This window comes from Flavobacterium sp. N2038, from assembly GCF_025947185.1.
Classification (GTDB): domain Bacteria; phylum Bacteroidota; class Bacteroidia; order Flavobacteriales; family Flavobacteriaceae; genus Flavobacterium.
Genome location: NZ_CP110001.1, coordinates 3,647,905 through 3,673,334 on the forward strand (window position 1 = coordinate 3,647,905; position 25,430 = coordinate 3,673,334).

Below are 25,430 nucleotides of genomic sequence, written 5' to 3' on the forward strand. Positions count from 1 at the left end.
GGCAATTAGTGCAATTCGTGTTATTCGTGTTATTTTTTATACTTATGTCCATACGGTAACACAAAGGGTGTTTTTTAAATTAATAAAACCAAAATATCAGCATAATGAAAAATCTGTTCTATCTGTTCTTTGCTTTTCTTTTAGTCTCCTTTTCAAACAAAAAGGATTCTAATCCGAATACTAAAACAACTGTTTCAATTCCTCTTGCCGGAAATGCTTTTAGCTCCAAACATGTTGAAGGAAGCAATACGATTACAGACAATGGAATAGAAAACTGGACCAATACTGCCGAATTTTTTACCGTATATTTCAGAGTTTCAAAACCAGGTACTTTTCAGATTACTGTAGAAGAATCTGTTGAAGTTTCTGGAAAATCAGAATTAGAGTTCTCCATTCAGAATGAATCAAAAAAAATACTCTTTACCACTTCCAAAAAAGCAGTTGTTGTTGGAAACTGGACAATTAATCACGAAGGTTATGTTGCCCTAAAAATAAAAGGAATCAGCAAAACCGGAGATCGCTTTCCTTCTATCAGTCGTCTGACCGTTTCAGGTACAGATTATGATGGTAAAATAGCTTATGTCCCAAATAATGAAGGAAACTTTTATCATTGGGGACGACGCGGACCATCTGTACATTTAAACTACCAGGTTCCTGAAAACACCAATGCCGAATGGTATTACAATGAAGTTACTGTTCCTAAAAACGAAGATAAAATTGGTTCTTACTTTATGGCAAATGGCTTTGGAGAAGGCTATTTTGGAATTCAGGTAAACTCTGCAACAGAAAGAAGAATTTTGTTTTCAGTATGGAGTCCGTTTACTACCGATGATCCTGACAGCATTCCGGATGATCAAAAAATAAAAATGCTCAAAAAAGGCGAAAATGTTCACTCTGGAGAATTTGGAAACGAAGGTTCAGGCGGACAAAGCTATATGAAATACAATTGGAAAGCAGGAATAACCTATAAATTCCTTTTACACGGAACGCCGCAAAAAAACAACTCCACAAACTATACTGCTTATTTTTACGCACCCGAATTAAAAAAATGGCTTTTGATAGCTAGTTTTAACAGACCACAAACCAATACTTATCTAAAAAGATTTCATTCATTTTTAGAAAATTTTGTTCCGGAACAGGGCAATTTATCTCGCAAAGTTTTATTTAACAATCAATGGATTTGCGACGAAAAAGGCAATTGGACAGAAATTAACTCTGCACGTTTCACCACAGACAATACCGGAGCAAAAGAATACAGAATGGATTTTGCGGGCGGACTTGAGAAGAACTCTTTCTATTTAAAAGACGGAGGATTTTTCAACGATTATACAACCCCAAAAACAATATTCACAAGACCTTTAAACCATAAAAAACCAGATATCAACTTCGATACTTTACCTTAATTCTCGCGCTATTGATTAAAAAAAACCATTAACATTCTTGTGAAAATTATTTTCCTAAATGTATCATGTGTTTTTTTTGCTTACCCCTAATCTTCTTCAATATTGCGTTAAAATATAAGACAGTCAAAAATCATTTATTTTAAAACTCTAATATATGAAAGAACAAAAAAATTCCCGACGACAATTTATATCCAAAAGTATTGTTGGCCTCTCCGGATCTATTCTTGCTAGCGGACTTCCGTTATCATCCTTTGCAGAAAATAAGATCACAGCAGTTGACGAGGCCGATTCTTCCCATGATTTTTTAACTAAACCCTATTTACAGGCTCCTTCCAGTGATAGTATTACAATTATGTGGATCACAAAACAACTTAGTCTGAATTGGGTTGAATATGGGGAAACGGAAAAACTGGGTACCAAAGCTCAACAATGTTCACATGGTATGATGAATACAAATTCTAAAATTAATAAAGTAACACTAACAAATCTTAAACCCGGCACCAGGTATTATTATAAGGTTTTCTCTAAACAAATTTTAGATTTTCAACCTTACAAAATTACTTTTGGAGACATTATTAATAGTGAAATAAATCATTTTGAAACATTTCCTGAAAAAGCAACTAACATTAGCTGGCTTGTTTTAAATGATATTCACGATAGACCTGAATCCTTTTCGCAACTAATCGATTTAAACCAAAATAAACCATTTGACTTTGTCTTTTTAAATGGTGATATGTTTAATTATCAAACTGACGAAAATCAGATTATCGAGAACTTACTTACTCCATGCAATATATTCTCAAGTAAAAAGCCGTTCATGTTTGTAAGAGGAAACCATGAAACCAGAGGAAAATTTTCCAGAAATTTACTTGATTATTATCATAATTATGACAATAAAGAATATTATACATTTCAGACAGGACCTGTGTATGCAATTGTTTTAGATACTGGAGAAGATAAAAAAGATTCACATCCGGTTTATGGAGGTACTGTCAATTATGATTCTTATAGAGAAGAACAAGCTGCCTGGCTTGAAAAACAAATGAATACCAAGGCTTTTAAAAAAGCTTCTTTTCGCGTTGTAATGATGCACATTCCTCATTATCATTCTGATGAAGAACACGGAACTACCGAATGCCGAAGATTATTTGGCCCTTTATTTGAAAAACATAAAATTGATTTATTTGTAGCAGGACATACACATGAGTATGGAATGTTTGAGCCAAATACAGACCATTCTTATCATTTTGTGATAGGTGGCGGACCAGAAACCGGTATTAGAACTTTAATACGTATTGAGGCTAACTCCAAGATTTTAAAGTTACAAATGCTAAATGATTCAGGTAAAGAGATCGGTGTATTTACACTTAATTCTAAAAGAAAAAATCTTTAAAATTATCTCTTTTTCACTGCATATAATTACGCTTTTACCTCAGAAATACAACCAAAAACAAAGCATCGTTACTTCTAAAAATAGTACGTGTACCTTCAGAAAAAATGGGTCAATGAAGTTTTAATTTTCTTCTGATCTTTCTTCACTATACAGAAATTGTTTTTATAACCACTACAAAAAACTTTTTCTCTTCTAAAAAAAAATAATTTTCCGGTAGAACTCCCCTTTTTCTTCAAATACCAATGTGCTCGAGAACATTACATGTGTTCTCGAGCACATTAAATTTGTTTTGTAATAAATTTATTACTATTTTCACCAAAAATACACTTATAAAGTAAGATTAGTTTTACTTTAAAGCTATTCCTTAATGCAATTTGGCCAATTGTAAAACATAAAAAAAAAATCATAAAACAAAATTGTCATGCTATTTAATCAAAATCTAACATAACTATGAGAAAAAAAATCAAAAAGGAATTGAGAAGCCTGTGCCGAAAAGGCATTTTTGAAAAGTGTTTAAAAGTAACCGTCATTTCTTTACTGTCTTTAAATTTTCAATTTACCGTAGCAGCTGTAAAAGAAATGAAGTTTGATGTAAGTAAGTTTACATTATTCCAGAAAATGGTGAAAGGAAAAGTTGTAGATGAATCCGGAGCACCACTGCCCGGAGTAAATATTATTATAAAGGGTACAAAAAATGGCGTTCAGACAGACATGGATGGTAATTTTACTATTGAGGTTCCAAGTGCCAATACCATACTTGTTTTTACATTTATTGGAATGCAGGATCAGGAAGCTGTCGCAGAAAATGGCAACATAAAAATTGTTATGAAAGAAGCCGGCCAGCAAATGGACGAAGTTGTTGTAGTAGGATACAGCAAAGTAAAAAAAGAAAGTTTAACCGGATCGCTGCAAACTTTGGACAATAAAAAAATTACAGATGTAACTACACCTAATGTTGAAAATATGCTGGCAGGAAAAGCTACTGGCGTATTTGTAAATACAGGCGGCGGACAGCCAGGAGCAGCAGCTAAAGTAATTATTAGAGGCAGAACAACTGTCAATGGAAGTACAGACCCTTTATGGGTAATTGATGGAGTTATTGTGGGGAATACTTCGGCAAATGTAAATCCAGCTGATATTGAAACCTTGACTGTTCTTAAAGATGCAGCTTCTACGGCTGTATATGGTTCACAAGGAGCAAATGGTGTGATTGTAGTTACTACTAAGAGTGGGAAAAATGGAAAATCTACCATTAATTTTTCTGCTAAAACTGCTATGACCACAATAAACAATGGAAATTTCAAAATTATGAATGGCGCTGAATTATATGATTTATATGACTCATTTGCTAACAAAGAAACTTTTCAAAATGTTTGGTGGTGGAAACCTGAATTAAGAAACAAAAACTTTAATTGGTGGGATAATGGAACTCAAACAGGTATTGCAGAAGATTACAACTTATCATTCAGCGGCGGCAGTGAAACTTTTAAGAGTTATATTTCTGTAGGTCTTTACAACGAAACAGGGGCTATAAAAGGGTACGACTACAAAAAATACAACGGCCTTATGAAGTTTGAGTACAAACCAAGCAGTTGGTTCACCTTAAGACCTCAGGTAAATTTAACCAGAGAATCTACTTTAGACAAACAACACGATGTTTACGCTTTGTATGCAAATATGCCTTGGGACAGTCCTTATTTGCCAGATGGATCTTTGGTAGGAAATGCTCCAAACCCAACTTGGGTAAACACAACCGGATCAAACTACTTATATGATTTACAATGGAATTATGGTGAATCTGAGAGCTATACTGTTCGTACAAATCTTGATTTTGATGTTAAATTGACAAGTTGGCTGACTTTTTCATCTGTAAACAATTACATTTTTGGTAATTCAAATTCCAATTATTATACAGATCCAAGATCAGCAAATGGAATCGCTGTAAAAGGCAGAATCGAAGATAACTTTGATACTTATAATAGAATCTATACCAATCAATTAGTAAAATTCAATAAAACATTCAAGAAACACTCTTTTAATGCTGTTGCAGGTTATGAGTGGAATGAGTACAATAAAAAATTCAGCCAGGCAATTGCTACCGGAATTCCTCCGGGAATTGTAGCTCCTGATGCAGCAGCAGTTCCTGAAAAAGTAGCTGGTGGAAGATCGCAATGGGCGGTACAATCTTTACTATCAAACGTAAATTACTCTTATGATAATCGTTATTTAGCACAAGTATCTTTCCGTCGTGACGGAGCATCAAACTTTGGTAAAAATGCACAGTATGGTAATTTTTACTCTGTAAGTGCAGGTTGGAACATTCATAATGAATCATTCTTTCATGCAGATTATATCAATAACTTAAAACTAAGAGCCAGTTACGGTTCTGTAGGTAACAGACCTAATAGTTTATATCCTCATCTTCCTTTATATTCTTTCTCGAAAAGTAGTTATAACGAAAGCCCGGGAGCGTTAATCTCACAATTGGCAAATCCGGATTTAAGCTGGGAAAAAACTTTTACAGGTGGTGTTGGTGTAGATGTAAGCTTCTTTAAACGAGTAAACATTACTTTAGATTATTACAATAAAAACACTTCCGGATTATTATATCAGGTACCACTTCCGGGTGTAATTGGAATTAACAGCATTTGGAGAAACGTAGGTGCAGTAAACAATAGAGGTTTTGAAGCTTCGGTAAATGTAGACATCATCAAAAATGACAACTTTAACTGGTCTGTCGATGCCAATATTGGAACTAATAAAAATAAGGTAACTAAACTTTATGGTGATAAACAACAAATTATTGTTGGAGACGGTAGCGGTGTTGCGGGTTCAGCAAGAAAACTTTTAACTCCGGGAAAAGATGTTGATAGCTGGTACTTAACAGAGTGGGCTGGCGTTAATCCTGAAAACGGAAAACCACAATGGTTTACTACAAATGCTGCTGGTGAACGTGTAAAAACGAGCGATTATAGTGATGCCTCTAAAAGCCAAAAAGTAATAGGATCTTACACTCCTGACTTTTTTGGAGGATTCTCTACCAATTTACACTATAAGAAATTTGATTTTTCTGCTATTTTTAGTTATTCCGTTGGAGGTGAAATTTACAATTATGCACGTGCAGAATTTGACTCAGATGGTGCTTACAACGATAGAAACCAAATGAAACTTCTAAATGGATGGAGCCGTTGGGAAAAACCTGGTGATATTGCAACGCATCCACAGGCTCTTTATGATAACCCTAGTCAATCAAACAAAGCATCTTCACGTTTCTTAGAAACCGGTACTTACTTAAAAATGAGAAGCATCACTTTTGGATACAACATGCCAATTGAGCGTCTTCATATTGCAAATTTAAGATTATACATCGCTGGAGAGAACTTGTTTACTATTAGTCATTATTCTGGTGTTGATCCTGAACTGCCTCCTACTTATAATTCAGCAAACCAGCAATATACTATAACAGGTGTTGCAACACAAGTATATCCTTCAACACGTAAAATTGTATTAGGACTTAACTTAACTCTATAAAACAGAATCATGAAAAAGATATTTATATTATGTATGGTAATTAGTTTCCTGTCCTCATGTGACTTAGACAGAGAACCATTTGGATCCTACACAAAAGACAAAATTGAAGAAGATAAAGTAGCTGCCGTGGAAGTTTTATTAAATGGCTGTTATGCACAATTAAAAGGCTGGTCTGACACTATGCACAGAATTGGAGAATATCCTGGTGACAACATCATGATTAGAGGAACATCTACTGATTCATTTTATTCTTTTATTTCATATCAGCATATTCCGGACAATGACAGACTATCTATTTTCTGGAACAACAGTTACAAAATAATCTCACAATCAAGTGACTTAATGAAGATTATGACCGAAGGAGAAAGTCCTGCCGTTGACCAGCAATTAGGTGAAGCTTACTATTTAAGAGGTATGGCTTATTTTTATTTATGTCGTGCTTACGGAAGACCTTACGCACAATCACCAGAAACTAATTTAGGTGTGCCAATCGTAAATGGTGTTCCTGCAGATTTAATTAATCTTACTTTACCGGACAGATCAACCGTAAAAGATACTTATGCACAAGCGATTAGCGACTTGAAAAAAGCAGAATCTTTAATGACTGTTGACAGATCTGCAGCATATGCAACTAAAGAAGCTGCTCAGGCAATGCTTTCAAGAGTTTATCTGTATATGAGTGGTACATACGAAAACCCAAATCAGGATTATGCAACACTATCTATCGAATACGCAAATAAAGTAATCAATAGCGGAAAGTATAAATTATTGAGCCGCGAAGGTTTTATGAAATCCAATATTTATGCACCGGATTCTGATGAACAAACTGAAACCATTTTTGCCGTTAAACGTGTCGCTTCAGAATTCTCAGGTGATGATCATTATCGTGGTATTGGCGGTATGTATGCTAATATTCAAGGTCAGGGATGGGGCGAAATGTATGCTAGTGCAAAATACCTTGATTTACTAAGAAAATCAGGTTTAAAGAAAGATGCTCGTTGGGCTTTTATTGATCCGCAGTACGATACAAACGACGCAGGAACGAAAACTCCGGCATTCCGTTTTATTTACGACATTAAAAATGCCGGCGGGACACAAACTGGTTACAACTACATGCAGCAGCCGCTTAAAACAAATTCTAATGGTTCGCTTTATATCACAATTGGCACTACAGATTACAACTTAACCGTAGTAAATGCAGTCGAAAATCAATATTCAATTGTGTACGAAGGAAAAACTTACACAGGAGAAAAAGATTATATGATGTTATTAAATCGTGTATACCCAATGTATTATATCACCAAATGTTCTTTACAAAATAATGATTCTCACCTGTACTCTCCTCCTATTTCAAAATTAGATGAGTTATATTTAAATATAGCAGAAGCCTATGTCAAAAAAGGCGATTACAACAGTGCTTTAACGAACTTAAATCTCATTCGCGAAAGATCAATTGTTGGAGGAGGTTATACATCATTAGACAATACAAATGCTGCACAACGTGTAGACGAAGAGCGTCAATTAGAATTAGCTTTTGAAGCACATCGCAGTTATGATGTTTATAGAAACGGACAAACTATGACACGTCACTATCCGGGACCGCATTTACCAATGGTCGACTGGCCGGCTTCAAGTCCAAGAGTAGTACAATACATTCCTCAGTCTGAAATCAATGCATATCCGGGAACTCTAACCCAAAACCCATAGTTCATTCTTTTCAAATCTCTCTAATTTACAGATTAGAGAGATTTTATAATATAATATTTTAAGTATGGGCCATCCTATAATTTGTGCAAATGCTATAGCTTATAAAGGTACTGCACGATGCATTCTTTATAGTCAAATCTATTTAGTTAATTATCAATCTCTAAATTATATTTTTAAACAATTTTTCTCTTTTTAATTGCTATTATGACTTAAATTTTATTACATTTACAAAGTGTGCTCGAGAACACAAATTAAAACACTTTAAATATCTTAAAAAAGAACAACGAATTTAATGCACTTATAATGTGCAAAAAATACGTCATCAAAAAAATCTAATCAAACAAACTAATTATGAAAACTCGTAATTTAAAATTCATTTTGGCCGTTTGCATTATGTTGTGGGGAACATTTGCTACGGCTCAAATGATAAAAACAAAAACTCCATCACGTGCTAAAGGTCAAACCGATGTATTACGTTTGGCTGCACCAGCGATTCCAAATGTTCGTGTTGCTTTCATCGGACTTGGTATGCGCGGTCCCGGAGCTGTTGAACGTATGACACATATTCCTGGTGTTGAGATTGTGGCACTATGCGACATGACACAGGAAAATACATCTAAAGCAAATGAAATTTTAACCAAAGCCGGACTTCCTAAAGCACAGGAATTTTATGGTGATGAAAATGCATGGAGAAAAGTAACAGCATTACCAAACGTAGATTTAGTTTATGTCGCTACAGATTGGTTGCATCATGCCGTAATTGGCGTTCAGGCCATGAAAAACGGTAAACACGTTGCAATTGAAGTTCCGGGAGCTTTGACAATGAAAGAAATCTGGGAGCTAATTGATACTTCCGAAAAAACAAGAAAACATTGTATGCAGCTTGAAAATTGTGTTTATGATTTCTTTGAACTAACTACTTTAAACATGGCACAACAAGGTTTATTTGGTGAAATCTTACATGCTGAAGGATCATACATTCATGGTTTACAGCCTTTTTGGGGAGAATACTGGAATAACTGGAGAATGGATTACAACATCAAACATCGTGGAGATATCTATGCAACACATGGCATGGGACCAGCTTGTCAGGCTCTAAACATTCACCGTGGAGACAAAATGAATTTCCTGGTTTCTATGGATACAAAAGCGGTTGGAAATCCTGCTTACATTAAAGAAAAATCTGGACAGGAAATTAAAGACTTTAGAAATGGAGATCATACCATGACGATGATTCGTACTGAAAACGGAAAAACAATCCAGATTCAGCATGACGTTACTTCTCCTCGTCCTTACAGCAGAATGTATCAATTGAGCGGTACAAAAGGTTTTGCAAACAAATATCCGTTAGAAGGTTACGCTTTAGACGGTAAAGAATTGGGCGATGATGTAAAACCAAATCACGAAAAATTAAGCGCGCACTCTTTTGTTCCTGAAGAGGTTAAAAAAGCTTTAATGGAAAAATACAAACACCCGATAGTAAAAAATATAGAAGAACAAGCTAAAAAAGTAGGTGGTCACGGCGGAATGGATTTCGTAATGGATTATCGTTTAATTCATTGCCTGCAAAAAGGGCTTCCGCTGGATATGGATGTTTACGACTTAGCAGAATGGTCTTGTCTTGGTCCGTTAACAGAAATTTCTCTTGATAATGGTTCTGCTCCAGTTGAAATTCCGGATTTCACTCGTGGCGGATGGAAGAAATTACAAAAATTAGAATTCGCAGAATAAATTTTATTGGTTAGTTTAGTAGAGCAAGAGGGCGCAATTTTAAAGCGCTCTTTTGTTTATTTTACACAATATAAAATATAATGGTTACTTAACTTTAACACATACAAACATAGCTTTGGTATACTTAAAAAGGCGTTTCACTAATTTAAATACACATAGTTTCTCTATGAGAAAGAAACGTATTTCACTTTACTTTCTTTTTTAGCCCTGTTTATCTATGTTTCTATTTGTTAAACAAATTTTCCATGAAGTATAATTATAAAACAAAAAACCATTCACGCATGTGAATGGTTTTTTGTTTATTATAAGTTCTAAAAATTACTTCCAGTTAAAAGTAATTCTTTTTTCAATTTCTGAACTTAAGCTTAAGAAAACCGGGCAAGTCATTCCCGCACGCTCCAGTATAGTCCTGCTTTTTTCATCGGCAACACCCTGCATATCAAATACAATTTCGATTGCTCCGATTCTTCTTGGTTCTGCATTCATAATTTTAGTTACTTCCGCAGTAGAGCCAACAAAGTCTACATTTAAATCACGGGCTTTAATTCCCATAATAGTCATCATACAGCTTGCTAATGCATTTGCCACAGTGTCTGTTGGCGAAAATGCTTCTCCTTTTCCGTTATTATCAACCGGTGCATCAGAAATGATTTCACTTCCTGATTGTACGTGAATTGATTTTGTTCTTAAATCGCCTAAATAGGTTACTTTTGATGTCATTAATTTGCTACTTTTAAAGTTAAGTCAGTATCGTAATATAAAATGTAAACACCTTTGTTTGCGTGTCCTCCATCTTCTTTTTTATAATATTGAAATTTATTATCCACTTGTTCCGTCGTCATTAAATCTGCCGTTTCCTGATATGTTTTTCCTTGCATCAAACGCATCATCGTATCAAAAGTTACATCAAAACCTTTGGTTGCATAAGCATTTGGATTTACTTTATTCTTCAATCGGTACGATTTTTCAAAGATCTGAACTCCGGCATCATCGCTTTCACGAGTTACTGATGGATACATTAATTTTAATTTTGTCAAATTATCAAAACTAATTTCATCGGTATCCAGTGTACTATTTGGTTCTAAAATCACCAATTGCACCTGACAGGTTTTTTGTGCATCCAATAAAGCTTTTATCGTTGTTTTTACCATTGCCGTATTTCCGGTTTCCATTACTACATAGTTCATTCTGTTTGGCAGCAATAAACTTTTCAGATTAGCTACATCCAAACCTCCCGTTTCTGTCAAAGCTGCAAAAACAACTCCTTTTTGGTTTTGTTTGATATAATTAACTACCGATTCTTTTTTCTTATCAACTACAGCAACTATATTTCCGTTTTTAGCACGCATATAATCAAAAACCGCATTACGAATAACATCATTTGATGGAATTGCCTGATACAAATTATCAATTGGGTTTGCTGCATCTTTAGACAATGGAGAAATTACAGGAACATTATATATACGAAGTGAGTTTGCAGTCGCCTCAGCATTATTTTGATAAAATGGCCCAATTACAGCATTTGCATTTTGAAGTTTATTCTGCGCGATTAAACTCGAAACATTTGATGTCGTTTTAGTTTCTCCTGAATCATAAATAGAAACATCTATTGGCAATTTTAGCGTTTTGGCAGAATCAATTGCCATCATAGCTCCAGAATAAAAATCAAGAGTCATGTTTAAAAATTTATCGCTTTTAATTCTCGTAGCGGTACTTGTTGTATCACTTTGCATTTTTGCCAAATTAAAAGGCAACAATAAAACTACTTTCTGACGACCTGTTTGCCCCCTCTTTTTGGTCAATTCAACTATTTCAGGATCTGCCGAAACAGATTCAGATTTTACTTTATCGACAATTTTAATCCCACTTGGGACATCTGCAGCTTTTTCAATTGGTTTCTCCATCTCTTTTTCTGTCGGTTGTGCCTGTACAATAATTGGAGCCGGCGCTAAATATCCTGTCGGAACTTTCAAAACCATTCCTTCTTTAACTCCTTCTGAAAGAGACGGATTTAATGCTGTCAATTCTTCCTGAGTCAAATGAAAAGTTCTTCCTAAACTATAAAATGTTTCTTTTGGTTTTACCTGATACTCCATATAAGTGGTTGCTTTTTTAGGAGTTTCTGCAGCTTTTTTAGTTTCTGTTGGTTTCACCGTATTTACTGCCGGAGCTGCTGTTTCGGTTTTAGGAGCTATTCCTTTTATTGTCAGTCTGTAACCTACAGGTAAACTTTCAACAATCTCAGGATTACGTTTTTCTAATTCTGCAACTGAAATGTTATATTGTTTTGCAATACCAAATTTGGTTTCCTTTGCTGCCACATCATGATAAACATATTTTTCCTGTGCTGCACTTTTAGCTGGCTTTGAACTTGCAGCAGCTGCTTTTGGAGCAGAACCTTTTGCAGGAATCACTAATTTTTGTCCAATTTGTACTCCGTCTTTTTCCAAAAAAGGATTTGCCGCTTTTAAAGCCGCGTCCGAAATACCATATTTTTTCTCGATACTGTAAAAAGTCTCTTTTGGCTGAACGTCATGAATAATTTCTTTTGAATTACCTTCCGATTTAGCCACAGCTGTTTCCGTTTTTGCCACAGATTTATTTCCTTTTGTCGGAATCAGCAAAACTGTATTTGGTTTTACTCCGCTTCTGGCATCCGGATTCAGCGAATAAATATCATAAGGTGTCACTTTAAATTTTACAGCAATCTCGTTAATTGTTTCCCCGCCTGAAACCGTATATTTTACCACTTTCTCTTGCGAAAAAGCAGAACAGGTAACAAAAAAAACGAAAAACAGTAATGTTGAATAATATTTCATAATAAGGCTTAAAACAATTTAATTTTTAATTTCTAACAAGGTACTAAATTCTACTCAAAGCAAGATTCGCGCCATATGTTAATTAGATGCAAATTATTATCTGAGATCAATTTCAACTTTAGCAATAACAATCTTTTTATATAACTCATCTTCCTCTTTTTTCTTGCATTTATACAGAACTTCTTCCATATTTTGGAACTTATCTGAGTAAACATAATACGAAAGACTATTAATATTGAAAAAGAAACTAGCGTTAAAATCACCAGAATCAATAAGTTTCATAATACACTTATCGCGCAATGTTGCGTCTGTAAATATACCTAAAACTAAGTAATACCCATTTGAAACTTCTTTAAGATTATCAAAAACTTCAACCTGTACCGTTTTATCCTTTTTAAGAGGGTTTTGCTCCAATTCGCGTTTCATTTCTTCCAATGAAACTGTTTTTGAAGCCTCGGCAGCATTTGTTTTGCTTTGTTTTTTAATCGCTTCATCCTGATACTTTTTCAGTTTAACCAAAGCCAGTTTATCATCAAATTTTCTGGCTTCCATACTATAATAAGAAGCTTTGCTGATATGTCTTTTAACTTCGATTTTTTTCTGAATATCTAATGAATCAATTTTAGCAATTAATAACTGATTTTGTGCATCACCTTGCTCCTGCTCGATTTTATAACGTTTAATTTCTTCTAAAGAAAGGCGTTGTTGTATAGAAGCAACATTGTTATTTTTTTCGCTTTCGCGGATTTTCTTCTTGTACTCCTGATTTTCTTCAACGGCAATTTTTTCTACTTTATTCATCAAACCGGCGTAGGCTTTTCGGTTTTCTGCCAGTTCCTTTTTTAATTGAGAAGATAATTCACTTGTTTTTCCAATACTTTCAGACGATTGTTTTTCCAGACGTTTAGATTCATCAACATTCAAAATATCCATACGTTTTAGTTCCACCAAATCATTATTCATCGTATTTACCAACGAGTCCAATTTGGCCATCAAAATATCCTGTACATTTTTATTGGCTTCTAAAACCAAACGTAATTTTTCAACCGAATTCTCTTTAGAGCCATTCATATCATTCAGATTGACTTTCAGGTCATTGATTTTAATGATCTTCTGATTCATTTCTTTCTGAATCACCAATCTGTCTTTTAAATCTTCAAGCTCAACTGTTTTCGCTTTTGTTTTCTCAACTACAACTTGTTTTTCTGCCAAAGCCATCATTAATTCTTCGCTTTCGTTGGCAGGTTTAATTTCCTTTGTATTAATGGCTAATTTATTTCCAACCACCAGACCATTTACAATTTCAGGATTTTGAGATTCTAATTGCTCAATTGAGATTCCAAACTTTTTAGCAATCGAAAACTTTGTTTCCTTTGGCTCTACGACATGAAAAACAGTTTCCTGATTGATAATACGAACTCTTCCGTCCAGGGTTTTTCTCTTATTTGGTATAACAATCGTTTGTCCTATTTGCAATCCGTTTTGCAACAAGTCTTTATTTAAGTTTTCTAAGTCCTGAACCGAGACATTATATTGTCTGGCAATACTGAATAAAGATTCTTTTGCAATAACCAAATGCGTTACTTTTGAAGAAGTAGCATTTTCTGTTTTAGAAGGATTTGAAGTATTTTGCGGAATAACAAGTTCCTGCCCGATTTGGAGTCCGTTTGCAAGAATGTCTTTGTTTGCTTCCTGAATTGTTTCTACAGAAACATTGTATTGTTTAGATAAACCGTAAAGCGTTTCTTTTGCACCAACAATATGGGTAATTTGTTGCTCTTGTTTTTGCTTTTCTACAGCGTGAACCGGAATCTTAATTATTTGATTGTCTTTGATTCCACTTTGCGATTCAGGGTTGAATTTGTAAATCTCATCAATCGAAACCTTATACTTTTGGGCTATAAAATAAGCGGTTTCTCCCTTTTGAATTTTGTGTTCAATAAATGAATCTTGCGCAATTATTCTGTTAAAAGACAAAATAAAGACAAGAAAAAATGTTAAAAATTCTCTCATAAATAGTAGGTTTAAAAAATTAAGGCATTACAAATGTAACGCCTTAATTTGAAAAATCTTACTATTCCCACTCAATTGTTGCAGGTGGTTTTGAACTAATATCGTAAACCACACGATTTACGCCTTTTACTTTATTTATAATGTCATTAGACACTTTCATTAAGAAATCATAAGGTAAATGAACCCAGTCAGCAGTCATACCATCTGTAGATTCTACCGCTCTAAGCGCTACTACTTTTTCGTATGTACGCTCATCGCCCATTACTCCAACACTGTTTACAGGAAGCAAAATTGCTCCGGCCTGCCAAACTTTGTCGTATAATCCCCAAGATTTTAATCCTTCGATAAATACAGAATCAACATCTTGTAAAATTTGTACTTTCTCTGGTGTAATATCTCCTAAAATTCTGATTGATAATCCTGGTCCCGGGAAAGGGTGTCTTCCTAATAATTCAGGATCTATTCCTAATGTAGCTCCAACTCGTCGCACTTCATCTTTAAAAAGCATTCTAAGTGGCTCTACAATTTTTAATTTCATATAATCTGGCAATCCACCAACATTATGGTGTGATTTAATTGTAGCCGACGGTCCTTTTACAGAAACCGATTCGATTACGTCAGGATAAATTGTTCCTTGCGCTAACCATTTTACGTCTTCAATTAAATGTGATTCATCATCAAAAACTTCAATAAATACACGTCCAATGGTTTTACGTTTGGTTTCAGGATCACTGATTCCTGCAAGTTCAGAAAGAAAACGATCTCCGGCATCAACACCTTTCACGTTTAATCCCATTCCTTTATATTGATCCAATACGTTTTGGAATTCGTTTTTACGAAGTAAACCGTTATTTACGAAAATACAGTACAGATTTTTACCAATAGCCTGGTTTAATAAAACAGCTGCTACAGTAGAATCTACTCCTCCTGATAATCCTAAAACTACTTTATCATTCCCAAGTTTCTCTTTTAATTCTGCCACCATTTCTTCTACGAAAGCATTTGGTGTAAAATTTTGAGGAACTTCGGCAATTTTCACTAAAAAGTTCTCCAGCATTTTTGATCCGTCAGTAGAGTGAAAAACTTCCGGGTGGTACTGAATTGCATAAGTTGTTTCACCTTCAATTTTATATGCAGCATATTCTACATCGTGTGTGCTCGCTAATTTTACAGCATTTGTTGGAAGTGCTTTGATACTATCGCTATGGCTCATCCAAACCTGGCTGTTTTCTGAAACTCCGTCAAAGAAAGTTTCATTTTCTTTAATAAAAGATAAATTAGCTCTACCATATTCTCTGGTATTTGAAGCTGCTACTTCTCCACCGCTAAAGTGAGCTAAGTATTGCGCTCCATAACAAACTGCCAACATTGGAAGTTTACCACGAATTTGAGATAAATCAGGATGTGGAGCGTCTTCTGCACGAACAGAAAATGGGCTTCCTCCCAGAATTACTGCTTTATAAGGTGATAAATCACTTGGAAAGTGATTGTAAGGGAAAATTTCGCAGAATATATTTAATTCGCGAACTCTACGCGCAATAAGCTGAGTATATTGCGATCCGAAATCTAAAATAAGTACGTTGTGTTGCATGCGCAAAAGTACTTTTTATATTCGAAATTGAAAAATTGATTTTTGATTTTTTTTTACTGAAAGGTTCTAAGGTGCTAAGACGCTAAGATTCTGAGCCTTTTTTAAACCTCAAAAAATAAAAAACTTAGCTCCTTAGAATCTTAGCAACTTAGTATCTTCGCAAAAAAATCCAAAAACCCGATTATTTCGTATTTATCGAAAAACCCTATTTAAATTTAACTATGAAATCAAAATTAATTGCCCTTTCTCTCTTTTTATCTTTATTTTTAAGCTCCTGCAATGCTGTTGATGATTTATTGACGTTCAATATTTCAAATGAAACTTCGATCAAAATCAAAAGTACTTCTCCAATCAATTTGCCCTCTGAGATTGTCACTCCGGAAGTAACCACAAATTCATCAGCTCAATTTGAAAACAACAAAACCAAAGCCAGTCTTGTAAAAGATGTTAAATTAAGATCACTTCAATTAGCCATTACAGAGCCTTCAGACAAAACTTTTACGTTTTTAAAATCAATTCATTTATACATTTCCACTACAGATTCTGATGAAATAGAATTAGCTTATCAGGACAATATTAATGCATCAACAAATACAATTGATTTAATCTGTACGGATAAAAAACTAGATCAATACATTAAAGCTGATAGTTACAAAATAAGAACTAAAGTAACTTTAAAAGAAACATTAACAAAAGATGTGACAATAAAAGCAGATATGAAGTTTAAGGTTACTGCAGATCCTTTTTAATTTTCAGAAAAAAGGCTCAAAGCAACAAAGGTTCAGAGATTAACGAAGCGTAAAAACTTTGTCTCTCTGAACCTTTATTGCTTTGAATCTTTATAAAGCTATTCTTTCGTAACAATAATCGATGCTTTAAAACCAGCCGCCAAATTATCCCAATAATCATTGGTGATCAATTGGCCCTTGTCATCGTAAACCTGTATTTCGGCAGTATTTCCTCCTAACGAACCAATATTTAAGGCCTCAAAATCTAATTTATTGAATCCGTCAACAAGGTTTATTTTTACATCTTTAAAATTAGAATCCAGAAATATCTGATCCCTGATTACGTAATCATTATTGGACACTTTTACCAAATCGCCATCGATTGCACCAAAATCACGAAATTTCACGATAAAATATTGTGACTTGGTTTTGAAATCTCCTAATGAAATATTTTTCTTTACAAGTGTTCCTCTTCCTTCTCTTAAACCGGCATCTTTTAAGGCTTTGTCTAAATCTTTTTCCATTTTTGCCACATAGCGGTCACCTGGGTTTGCAAATTCTGTTTCGGTTGACATCGTGAATTTACTTTTCTCTTCGCCAATCTGGAATCTTGATTTTGGAGTTATACTCGTATTATCGTAAACATTTGGTGTTTTTATACCTGGAATATCCAAATTATCAGCCTGCGGGTCTTTTACCTGCGGAATAGGTGTCTTCTTAGGTTTCGCACTAAACTTTGGAGCAGGAATACTCTTGTATTTAGTACTAAATTCAGTTTGGGCTGATACCGTTACAGCAGTAAAAAATAATATGAAAAATAAAATGTGCTTCATTGAAAAAGTTTTATCGAAATCGGCTTTTATAATTTTTATAAAATAAATAGTATAGCAAAGCAAAAATAGCATAATTTACTTAGTCACTTTAACTTTAAGGTTTTTATAACAATAAATTAGGCAAATTTTTGGATACAAAAAACCTGCCAAAAATTTAAGCACCACATTAAAACCAAATAGTATTGTACGAATATTCTAAAGTTATTTTTCATTTTTTTTATTATAAAACAACAGCTTTACTTTGACAGTAAGTAACTTATTCTTAAATTCAGTGTTTTAATTTACGTTTATAAAAAAATTGATAAAATGGATTATATCGACTACTATAAAACATTGGACATTACAAAAAGCGCTACTGAAGCTGAAATCAAAAAAGCGTATCGAAAACTTGCCCGAAAGTACCATCCGGATTTAAACCCAAATGATAAAGAGGCAGAACAAAAATTCAAGGAAATAAACGAAGCAAATGAGGTTTTGAGTAATCCGGAGAATCGCAAAAAATACGATAAATACGGAAAAGACTGGAAACATGCCGATGAATTTGAAAAAGCAGGTTACGATCCAAATCAGCAACAATACTCAAGACAACAGCAAGGCGGTCAAAATTATTCTGATTTTTCAGGTAGTGATTTTGGTGGTGGTGATTTTTCGGATTTCTTCAATTCTATGTACGGTTCCGGGCGAAGCAGCCGAAGCCAGTCTAAATACAGAGGGCAGGATTTTAATGCCGAATTACAATTAGATTTAGCATCTGCATATACCACACATAAACAAAGCTTAACGGTAAACGGTAAGAATATCCGAATTACCATTCCGGCCGGAGTCGAAAACGGACAAATAATAAAAATCCCCGGACATGGAGGACCTGGAGCGAATGGTGGCCCAAATGGCGATTTATATATCACTTTCACCATTGCTAATAGTTCAGACTTTAAACGAGAAGGAAATAATTTATATGCCGATGTCGAACTGGATTTATACACAGCCGTTCTGGGCGGAGAGATTTTTGTCAATACTTTTGATGGAAAGGTAAAAATAAAAGTACCCGCAGAAACCCAAACTGGAACAAAAGTTAAACTGAAAGGAAAAGGCTTTCCGGTTTATAAAAAGGAAAATCAATTTGGTGATTTGTACATTACCTACAACCTAAAAATCCCAACTAAATTATCCCAAAAAGAAAAAGAATTATTTCAAGAATTAGCTAAAATAAGAAATCATGAGTAGCAAAAACTTAATCCTGATAAAACAGTTTTGTCTGTATCACGAAATTGAAAATACATTTATAACAGAATTGAATAATTACGGTTTGATTGAAATTATTTCGCAAGAAGAAGAACAGTATTTTCATCCGAAACAATTGCCTGCTGTAGAAAAAATGATTCGTCTTCATTATGACCTGAAAATTAACATGGAAGGAATTGATGCTATCGCTCATTTATTGAATAAAATCGAAGCTTTGCAACAAGATTTAACTTCAACCCAAAATAAGCTTCGTCTTTTTGAGCAACATTTTACAGAATAAAACCGATGCTCAAAATATCACAAAAAAGAACAATTTGCATGTTGATTTTAAGCAAATTCAACTGATTTTGCCAAGCATATTTCATAAATTGCGGTGTTATTAACTAACCTGAATTTGTTTTAAAAAAAACCAAACAAATTCAAAAAACATAAAAAATGAAAAGAGAAAACATCTTGACAGGATCACCGTGGGAAGACAAAATGGGATATTGCCGTGCAGTAAGAATTGGCAATATCATCGAAGTTTCAGGCACAGTGGCAATTGTTGATGGCGAAAAAGTAAAAGCTGACGATGCTTATGCGCAGACCTATAATATAATTGAACGTGTTGAAAAAGTTTTAGAAGACTTAAACGTTGGAATTAAAGACGTAATCAGAACCCGTATTTTTACAACTAACGTAAATACTTTTGAAGATGTTGCCAGAGCACATTCTGCTTTTTTTAGAGATGTAAAACCAACTACAGGTTTTTATGAAATCAGTAAATTAGTTGCACCGGAATATTTGGTTGAAATTGAGTTTACAGCTGTAGTACAGTAATACTTTTTTTTGCCGCGAATTACACTAATTTCCACTAATTATTTTTTAGCCACTCCCGATAGTTATCGGGATAATGGATTAAAAATGTTTTTTTCCTTTTAATTCGTGAAAATTCGTGAAATTCGTGGCTAGAAAAACATCACAAAAAATTAATGGCTTTCCAATTCCCAAAACAAATCCTGCTTTCCGTTCCTAAATGGATTATTATTTGTGCTTTAATTGGCCTGTTTTCAGGATCTGCATCTGCATTTTTTTTAGTTGCTCTAGAATGGGTTACACAATTTAGAATTCACCATAACTGGATTATCTGGCTTTTGCCTATTGGCGGATTTTTAGTTGGCTTAAGTTATTATTACTGGGGACAATCTGTTGTTAAAGGAAATAACCTGTTGCTTGAAGAATACGAAAATCCACAAAAAGTAATCCCTTTCAAAATGGCCCCTTTGGTTCTTTTAGGAACCCTCCTTACCCATTTATTCGGGGGCTCTGCCGGACGAGAAGGAACTGCGGTACAAATGGGAGGCGCAATTGCTGATCAATTCACTAAAATTTTTAAATTAGACCATTCAGAACGTAAAATTTTAATTATTCTCGGAATCAGTGCCGGTTTTGCTTCTGTTTTTGGAACACCTTTGGCAGGTGCTATTTTTGCTTTAGAAGTTTTATATTTTAGTAAAATCAATTTCAAAAGTATCGTTCTTTCTTTTGTAGTGGCTTATGCAGCTTATTTCACCGTAGAATTTTGGGAAATAAAACATACCCACTACAGTATTCCAGTTGTTTCAGAAATTAATTTCAGTACTTTATTTTACACCATAATTATTGGTTTATTATCTGGTTTTGCTGCTTTATTATTTGCCAGAAGTACTCATTTTTGGAGCTCCTTATTCACTAAAAACATTAAATATCCGCCGCTGCGTCCCGCTATTGGCGGAGTTGTTTTAGCGATCGCAATTGCAGGTTTTGGATTCACCAAATTCTCAGGACTTGGAGTTCCTGTGATTGTAGATTCCTTTTCTAGTCCAAACGAATGGTATGATTTTTTACTTAAAATTCTTTTTACCGGATTTACTTTAGGTGCCGGTTTCAAAGGAGGAGAAGTTACTCCCTTATTTTTTGTAGGTGCCACTTTAGGAAGTACACTTTCTTTAATTATTCCAATGCCAATTGCGCTTTTGGCCGGCTTAGGATTCGTTGCGGTATTCTCCGGAGCCACACACACTCCTATCGCCTGCACCATTATGGGAATGGAATTATTTGGCATTCAGCCCGGAATTTTCATTGCTCTTGCCTGTACAATTGCTTATTTTTCATCAGGTTCTGTTGGGATCTATAAATCACAGATTGTCAAGGGAGCAAAGTATAAATTGTATCAGCGATTTAAGAAAGAAGAATTAGAACATCTGTAATTAAAATGCCAAAACTTAAATTCCAAAATTCATAACTCATAACTCCTAACTTAAAAGTGTGTTAATCTGCAAAATGATTTCAACATTACATTAAAAAAATGTAAATTCGCACACTATGAAAATACAAGATATACAGGCAATACAATTGTTGCTTGCTACCCCAAAGAAGATTGCAATAATTCCGCACAGAGGCCCAGATGGCGATGCCATGGGCTCTACCTTAGGTTTATACCATTTTTTATTAAAAAATAATCATCAGCCAACGGTGATTGCACCAAATGATTTTCCAGATTTCTTAGCCTGGCTTCCAGGTTCTGAAACGGTAAAAATATTTGAAAAAGACACTGAAAACTGTACAAAAATATTAGAAGAAGCTGAGTTAATTTTTACACTTGACTTTAATGCCCTGCATCGTACAGGCGAAATGGAACATACTTTAGCAAAGCTAACTGCTCCGTTTATCATGATTGATCATCACCAAAAACCTGATGATTATGCGGCCTATACGTATTCTGATACTTCTTACGGGTCAACTTGTGAAATGGTTTATAACTTTATCAATTTTTTAAACAAAAAAGAAGATATTGATAAAACAATCGCAACTTGCATTTATACAGGAATCCTAACTGATTCAGGTTCATTCCGTTTCCCGGGAACCACGGGCAACACGCACCGTATTATTGCTGAATTGATTGATTTAGGAGTTGAGAATACTCAAATTCCTGTTCTGTTATTTGACAACAGTTCATACAGCCGTCTTCAATTGTTAGGCCGTGCTTTGCAGAATATGAAAGTTCTGGATGAGCATAAAACATCTTACACTTCGCTTACACAAGCCGAATTGGATTCTTTCGATTATATAAAAGGTGATACTGAAGGAATTGTAAATTACGGTTTAAGTATAAAAGGTATTGTTTTTACTGCTATTTTTATCGAAAATAAAGACGAGAAAATCATCAAAATATCTTTCCGTTCACAAGGCGGATTTGATGTAAATCAATTTGCAAGAGATCATTTTAATGGTGGAGGACACAGCAATGCTGCCGGTGGAAAATCGGACTTATCTATGGAAGAAACATTAAATAAATTTGAAGATTTAGTAACTAAACTAAAAATATAACCAACTATGAATTACTTAAAACTGGGTATTTGCAGTTTTCTTTTTGCTGTTTTATTGGTGAGTTGCAAGCATCATGAAGAAGCCAGAAGACCGCTTTCGAGAACTTCAGGAACTTTCATGAAAAAATCGGCTGACCGAAATAAGAAATTAGTAGCCAATGAAGAAAGTGTCATCAAAAAAATCATAAAAAATAACCCTAAGGTAAAATATTATGCCACCAGAAAAGGATATTGGTTTTCTTATGATGAGCGAAATTTAAATGAAACTCAAACACCACGAAAAGGAGATATTGCTTATTTCAACTTAGAAATAAAAGATATCAATGGTAAAGTTATTTACTCAGAAACGGAACTTGGGCCTCAAACCTATGCTGTAGACAAGCAGGATATTATGATGGGTCTGAGAGACGGAATCAAATTAATGCATAAAAATGAAACGGTTACCTTTTTGTTTCCGTCACATATCGCTTATGGCTATCATGGTGACAATAACAAAATTGGAACCAACCAATCTTTAATTTGTACGGTAACGCTACGAAATTTTGTTCCGGATCCTACTGCTCCAAAAACAGCTGTACCTGCAGGTCAAACTGCAACAGCTCAGACTCCGGCAGGACAAACACCAAAACCGGCAACACCTAAACCAGCTGCTGTAAAACCTTCTGCTCAACCGAAAAAAGATACAATAAACCCTTAAAAAAACATTTTAAAAATGAAAAAGAGTATTTTATTATTACTATTAGCCGTGACCTCATTTTATTCCTGTAAAGACGAACACAGCAATTTACCTGATGGTTTATACGCCGATATAGAAACAAACAAAGGACATGTTATCGTTGAATTAGATTATAAAAAAGCACCTATTACGGTAGCCAATTTTGTAACCCTTGCAGAAGGTAAAAACGAGTTTGTAACAAAAGAATATCTTAAAGGCAAACCATTCTATAATGGGCTGAAATTTCACAGAGTTATTGAAGATTTTATGATCCAGACAGGAGACCCTGAAGGAACTGGTTCTGGTGATACAGGATATAAATTTAAAGATGAAATCACAGACTTAAGATTTGACAAAGCTGGTGTTCTGGCAATGGCAAACAATGGTCCGGGCACCAACAGCAGCCAGTTTTTTATCACGCACGTTGAAACGCCATGGTTAGACGGAAAACATACTATTTTTGGTCATGTGGTTGAAAAAGGACAAGAGGTTGTAAATAAAGTAAAACAAGGTGACACAATTGTTTCTGTAACAATCATCAGAAATGGTGAAGCTGCTAAAAAGTTTGATGCTGTAAAAGTTTTTCATGATTATTTCTCAGATATTGAAAAGGAAAAAAGTAAATATGCAGGAGCTCAAAAAGAAAAAGTAGCTTACTATGCGGCTTTGAAAGCAAAAGCAACCAAAACAAATTCTGGACTAGAATATGTAATTACTGAAAAAGGTTCAGGTAAAAAACCAGCTATCGGAACACAGGTATACATTCACTATGCAGGATTCCTTGAAGACGGAACATTGTTTGATGCAAGCATTGAAGATGTAGCAAAAGCATTCGGAAAATATGATCCGGCAAGAGCAGAACAACACGGTTATCAGCCAATTCCATTTCAGGCAGGAAAAAAAGACGGTTTGATTCCCGGATTTATCGAAGGAATTGAGCAACTTTCATTTGGAGACAAAGCAGTTCTTTTTATTCCATCTCATCTGGCTTACGGAGCAACTGGCGCAGGGGGAGTAATTCCGCCAAATGCAAATATCATTTTCGAGATTCAATTATTAGAAAAGCCACAATAGTACATACTAACATAAACTTAAATTCTAAACAAAATGAAGTTTAAATTTTTATTTTTATTTTGCCTTGCTGTTGCAAACCTACAGGCACAAACAACAAAAAAGCCTGCAACAAAACCAAAGGCAGCAGCAACAACAAAAGCAGTTGTAAAAGCAAATCCAAATGAGGGTATTTTTGCTACTATTGCAACTACAAAAGGAGACATTGTTCTTTCTTTAGAATATGTAAAAGCTCCTGTTACAGTTGCCAACTTTATTTTATTGGCAGAAGGAAAAAACCCAAATCTAAAAGTAGAGAAACTAAAAGGGAAACCATTTTATGATGGGTTAAAATTTCACAGAGTTATAAATGATTTTATGATTCAAGGTGGAGATCCTGACGGAAATGGCTCGGGTGGTCCTGGTTATTCTTTTAAAGATGAATTTACAGAAGAACTAAAATTTGATAAAGGCGGAATACTGGCAATGGCAAATTCGGGGCCAGCTACAAACGGAAGTCAATTTTTTATTACACATAAAGAAACTCCATGGTTAAACGGAAAACACACCATTTTTGGTCATGTAGTATCTGGAATGGACAATGTAAATAAAATTGTTCAGGATGATATCATGACAAAAATTACAATTACCCGTAAAGGTGCAGCTGCTAAAAAATTCGACGCTTTGAAAGTGATTGCTGATGATGCTAAAAAAGGAGAAGCAAAAAAACTGGAAGCTCAAAAAGTAGTAACCCAAAAAGCAGCTTATTTTGCAGCAAGTAAAGCAAAAGCAACCACAACTGCTTCTGGTTTAAAATATGTAATTACACAAAAAGGAACTGGTGTTAAAGACGCTGAAGGATCTCCTATTTATTTTCACTATGCAGGTTATTTTGAAGACGGAACTCTTTTTGACAGCAGTATGGCCAGTGTAGCAAAAGCTTACGGTAAATATGATGCCAGCAGAGATGCACAAGGCGGATACAAAGCTTTTCCTTTTACAGTAGGCAAAAAAGACGGAATGATTCCCGGCTTTATTGAAGCATTAGATATGATGACTGACGGAGAGAAAGCAACTTTTATTTTGCCATCAAATTTAGCTTACGGTGAAAAAGGTGCCGGAGGTGTAATTCCACCAAATGCTACTTTGATTTTTGAAATTGAAACCTATAAAAATCAGCCGAACAAATAATTCATACTGATTCTTTTAAATAAAAAACGAAGCCATCAATTAGCAATTTTTGATGGCTTTATTTTTTTTAATAACAGATGCTGGTTTTCTATTAAATTCTCAAAACACAAAACAATTCTGCCCCCTCAAACGATAG

At 34.5% G+C, this 25,430-nt stretch carries 19 protein-coding genes; 14 read left to right on the forward strand and 5 right to left on the reverse strand.

The window, feature by feature from the left end:
* The first annotated feature begins 104 nt into the window (after positions 1 to 104).
* From OLM51_RS16145 to OLM51_RS16165, 5 genes are all read left to right on the forward strand, one after another.
* A complete protein-coding gene (locus tag OLM51_RS16145; RefSeq protein ID WP_264551627.1) occupies positions 105 to 1,403 on the forward strand; it encodes a DUF3472 domain-containing protein in 1,299 nt (432 codons plus the stop codon).
* Between the two features lie 154 nt (positions 1,404 to 1,557).
* Positions 1,558 to 2,796, forward strand: coding sequence for a purple acid phosphatase family protein (locus OLM51_RS16150; RefSeq protein WP_264551628.1), 1,239 nt, complete (start codon positions 1,558 to 1,560; stop codon positions 2,794 to 2,796).
* 450 nt (positions 2,797 to 3,246) lie between these two features.
* The gene (locus OLM51_RS16155; protein ID WP_264551629.1) at positions 3,247 to 6,327 is read left to right on the forward strand and encodes a SusC/RagA family TonB-linked outer membrane protein; all 3,081 of its coding nucleotides are present in this window, start codon (positions 3,247 to 3,249) and stop codon (positions 6,325 to 6,327) included.
* 9 nt (positions 6,328 to 6,336) lie between these two features.
* Positions 6,337 to 8,034 (forward strand): RagB/SusD family nutrient uptake outer membrane protein, encoded by a 1,698-nt coding sequence (locus tag OLM51_RS16160; RefSeq protein WP_264551630.1) that lies wholly within the window; start codon positions 6,337 to 6,339, stop codon positions 8,032 to 8,034.
* A gap of 393 nt (positions 8,035 to 8,427) precedes the next feature.
* Positions 8,428 to 9,765, forward strand: a complete 1,338-nt coding sequence (locus OLM51_RS16165; protein ID WP_264554300.1) for a Gfo/Idh/MocA family protein — start codon at positions 8,428 to 8,430, stop codon at positions 9,763 to 9,765.
* Between the two features lie 318 nt (positions 9,766 to 10,083).
* Here OLM51_RS16165 and OLM51_RS16170 read toward each other — a convergent pair whose 3' ends face one another.
* From OLM51_RS16170 to guaA, 4 genes are all read right to left on the reverse strand, one after another.
* Positions 10,084 to 10,485, reverse strand: a complete 402-nt coding sequence (locus OLM51_RS16170; protein ID WP_264551631.1) for an OsmC family protein — start codon at positions 10,483 to 10,485, stop codon at positions 10,084 to 10,086.
* Complete coding sequence (locus OLM51_RS16175) at positions 10,485 to 12,584, reverse strand: LysM peptidoglycan-binding domain-containing protein (protein WP_264551632.1); 2,100 nt, start codon at positions 12,582 to 12,584, stop codon at positions 10,485 to 10,487. Before OLM51_RS16175 ends, OLM51_RS16170 begins: the two co-directional genes overlap by 1 nt.
* A 96-nt stretch (positions 12,585 to 12,680) precedes the next feature.
* The gene (locus OLM51_RS16180) at positions 12,681 to 14,597 is read right to left on the reverse strand and encodes a LysM peptidoglycan-binding domain-containing protein (RefSeq protein ID WP_264551633.1); all 1,917 of its coding nucleotides are present in this window, start codon (positions 14,595 to 14,597) and stop codon (positions 12,681 to 12,683) included.
* Between the two features lie 61 nt (positions 14,598 to 14,658).
* Entirely contained in the window at positions 14,659 to 16,188 is a 1,530-nt protein-coding gene (gene guaA / locus OLM51_RS16185; RefSeq protein WP_264551634.1) for a glutamine-hydrolyzing GMP synthase, read from the reverse strand.
* Positions 16,189 to 16,409: 221 nt separating this feature from the next.
* On the opposite strand from guaA, the gene OLM51_RS16190 reads away from it, so the two are divergent.
* A complete protein-coding gene (locus OLM51_RS16190) occupies positions 16,410 to 16,937 on the forward strand; it encodes a hypothetical protein (RefSeq protein WP_264551635.1) in 528 nt (175 codons plus the stop codon).
* A 98-nt stretch (positions 16,938 to 17,035) separates the two neighbouring features.
* Here the strand turns inward: OLM51_RS16190 and OLM51_RS16195 are convergent, their stop codons facing one another.
* The gene (locus OLM51_RS16195; protein WP_264551636.1) at positions 17,036 to 17,749 is read right to left on the reverse strand and encodes a hypothetical protein; all 714 of its coding nucleotides are present in this window, start codon (positions 17,747 to 17,749) and stop codon (positions 17,036 to 17,038) included.
* 306 nt (positions 17,750 to 18,055) lie between these two features.
* On the opposite strand from OLM51_RS16195, the gene OLM51_RS16200 reads away from it, so the two are divergent.
* The 8 genes from OLM51_RS16200 to OLM51_RS16235 all read left to right on the forward strand — a co-directional run bounded on the left by OLM51_RS16200 (position 18,056) and on the right by OLM51_RS16235 (position 25,294).
* Complete coding sequence (locus tag OLM51_RS16200) at positions 18,056 to 18,973, forward strand: J domain-containing protein (protein WP_264551637.1); 918 nt, start codon at positions 18,056 to 18,058, stop codon at positions 18,971 to 18,973.
* Entirely contained in the window at positions 18,966 to 19,271 is a 306-nt protein-coding gene (locus OLM51_RS16205; RefSeq protein ID WP_264551638.1) for a chaperone modulator CbpM, read from the forward strand. Before OLM51_RS16200 ends, OLM51_RS16205 begins: the two co-directional genes overlap by 8 nt.
* Before the next feature lie 155 nt (positions 19,272 to 19,426).
* Complete coding sequence (locus OLM51_RS16210; RefSeq protein ID WP_264551639.1) at positions 19,427 to 19,810, forward strand: RidA family protein; 384 nt, start codon at positions 19,427 to 19,429, stop codon at positions 19,808 to 19,810.
* Between the two features lie 152 nt (positions 19,811 to 19,962).
* Complete coding sequence (locus OLM51_RS16215) at positions 19,963 to 21,219, forward strand: voltage-gated chloride channel family protein (RefSeq protein ID WP_264551640.1); 1,257 nt, start codon at positions 19,963 to 19,965, stop codon at positions 21,217 to 21,219.
* Positions 21,220 to 21,334: 115 nt separating this feature from the next.
* Positions 21,335 to 22,339, forward strand: coding sequence for a DHH family phosphoesterase (locus tag OLM51_RS16220; protein WP_264551641.1), 1,005 nt, complete (start codon positions 21,335 to 21,337; stop codon positions 22,337 to 22,339).
* Positions 22,340 to 22,345: 6 nt separating this feature from the next.
* On the forward strand, positions 22,346 to 23,035 hold the full coding sequence (gldI, locus tag OLM51_RS16225) for a gliding motility-associated peptidyl-prolyl isomerase GldI (protein ID WP_264551642.1): 690 nt from the start codon (positions 22,346 to 22,348) through the stop codon (positions 23,033 to 23,035).
* 15 nt (positions 23,036 to 23,050) lie between these two features.
* Positions 23,051 to 24,127: a peptidylprolyl isomerase gene (locus tag OLM51_RS16230; RefSeq protein ID WP_264551643.1), complete on the forward strand. Its 1,077-nt coding sequence runs from the start codon at positions 23,051 to 23,053 to the stop codon at positions 24,125 to 24,127.
* A 33-nt stretch (positions 24,128 to 24,160) separates the two neighbouring features.
* On the forward strand, positions 24,161 to 25,294 hold the full coding sequence (locus tag OLM51_RS16235) for a peptidylprolyl isomerase (RefSeq protein WP_264551644.1): 1,134 nt from the start codon (positions 24,161 to 24,163) through the stop codon (positions 25,292 to 25,294).
* Positions 25,295 to 25,430 lie beyond the last annotated feature (136 nt).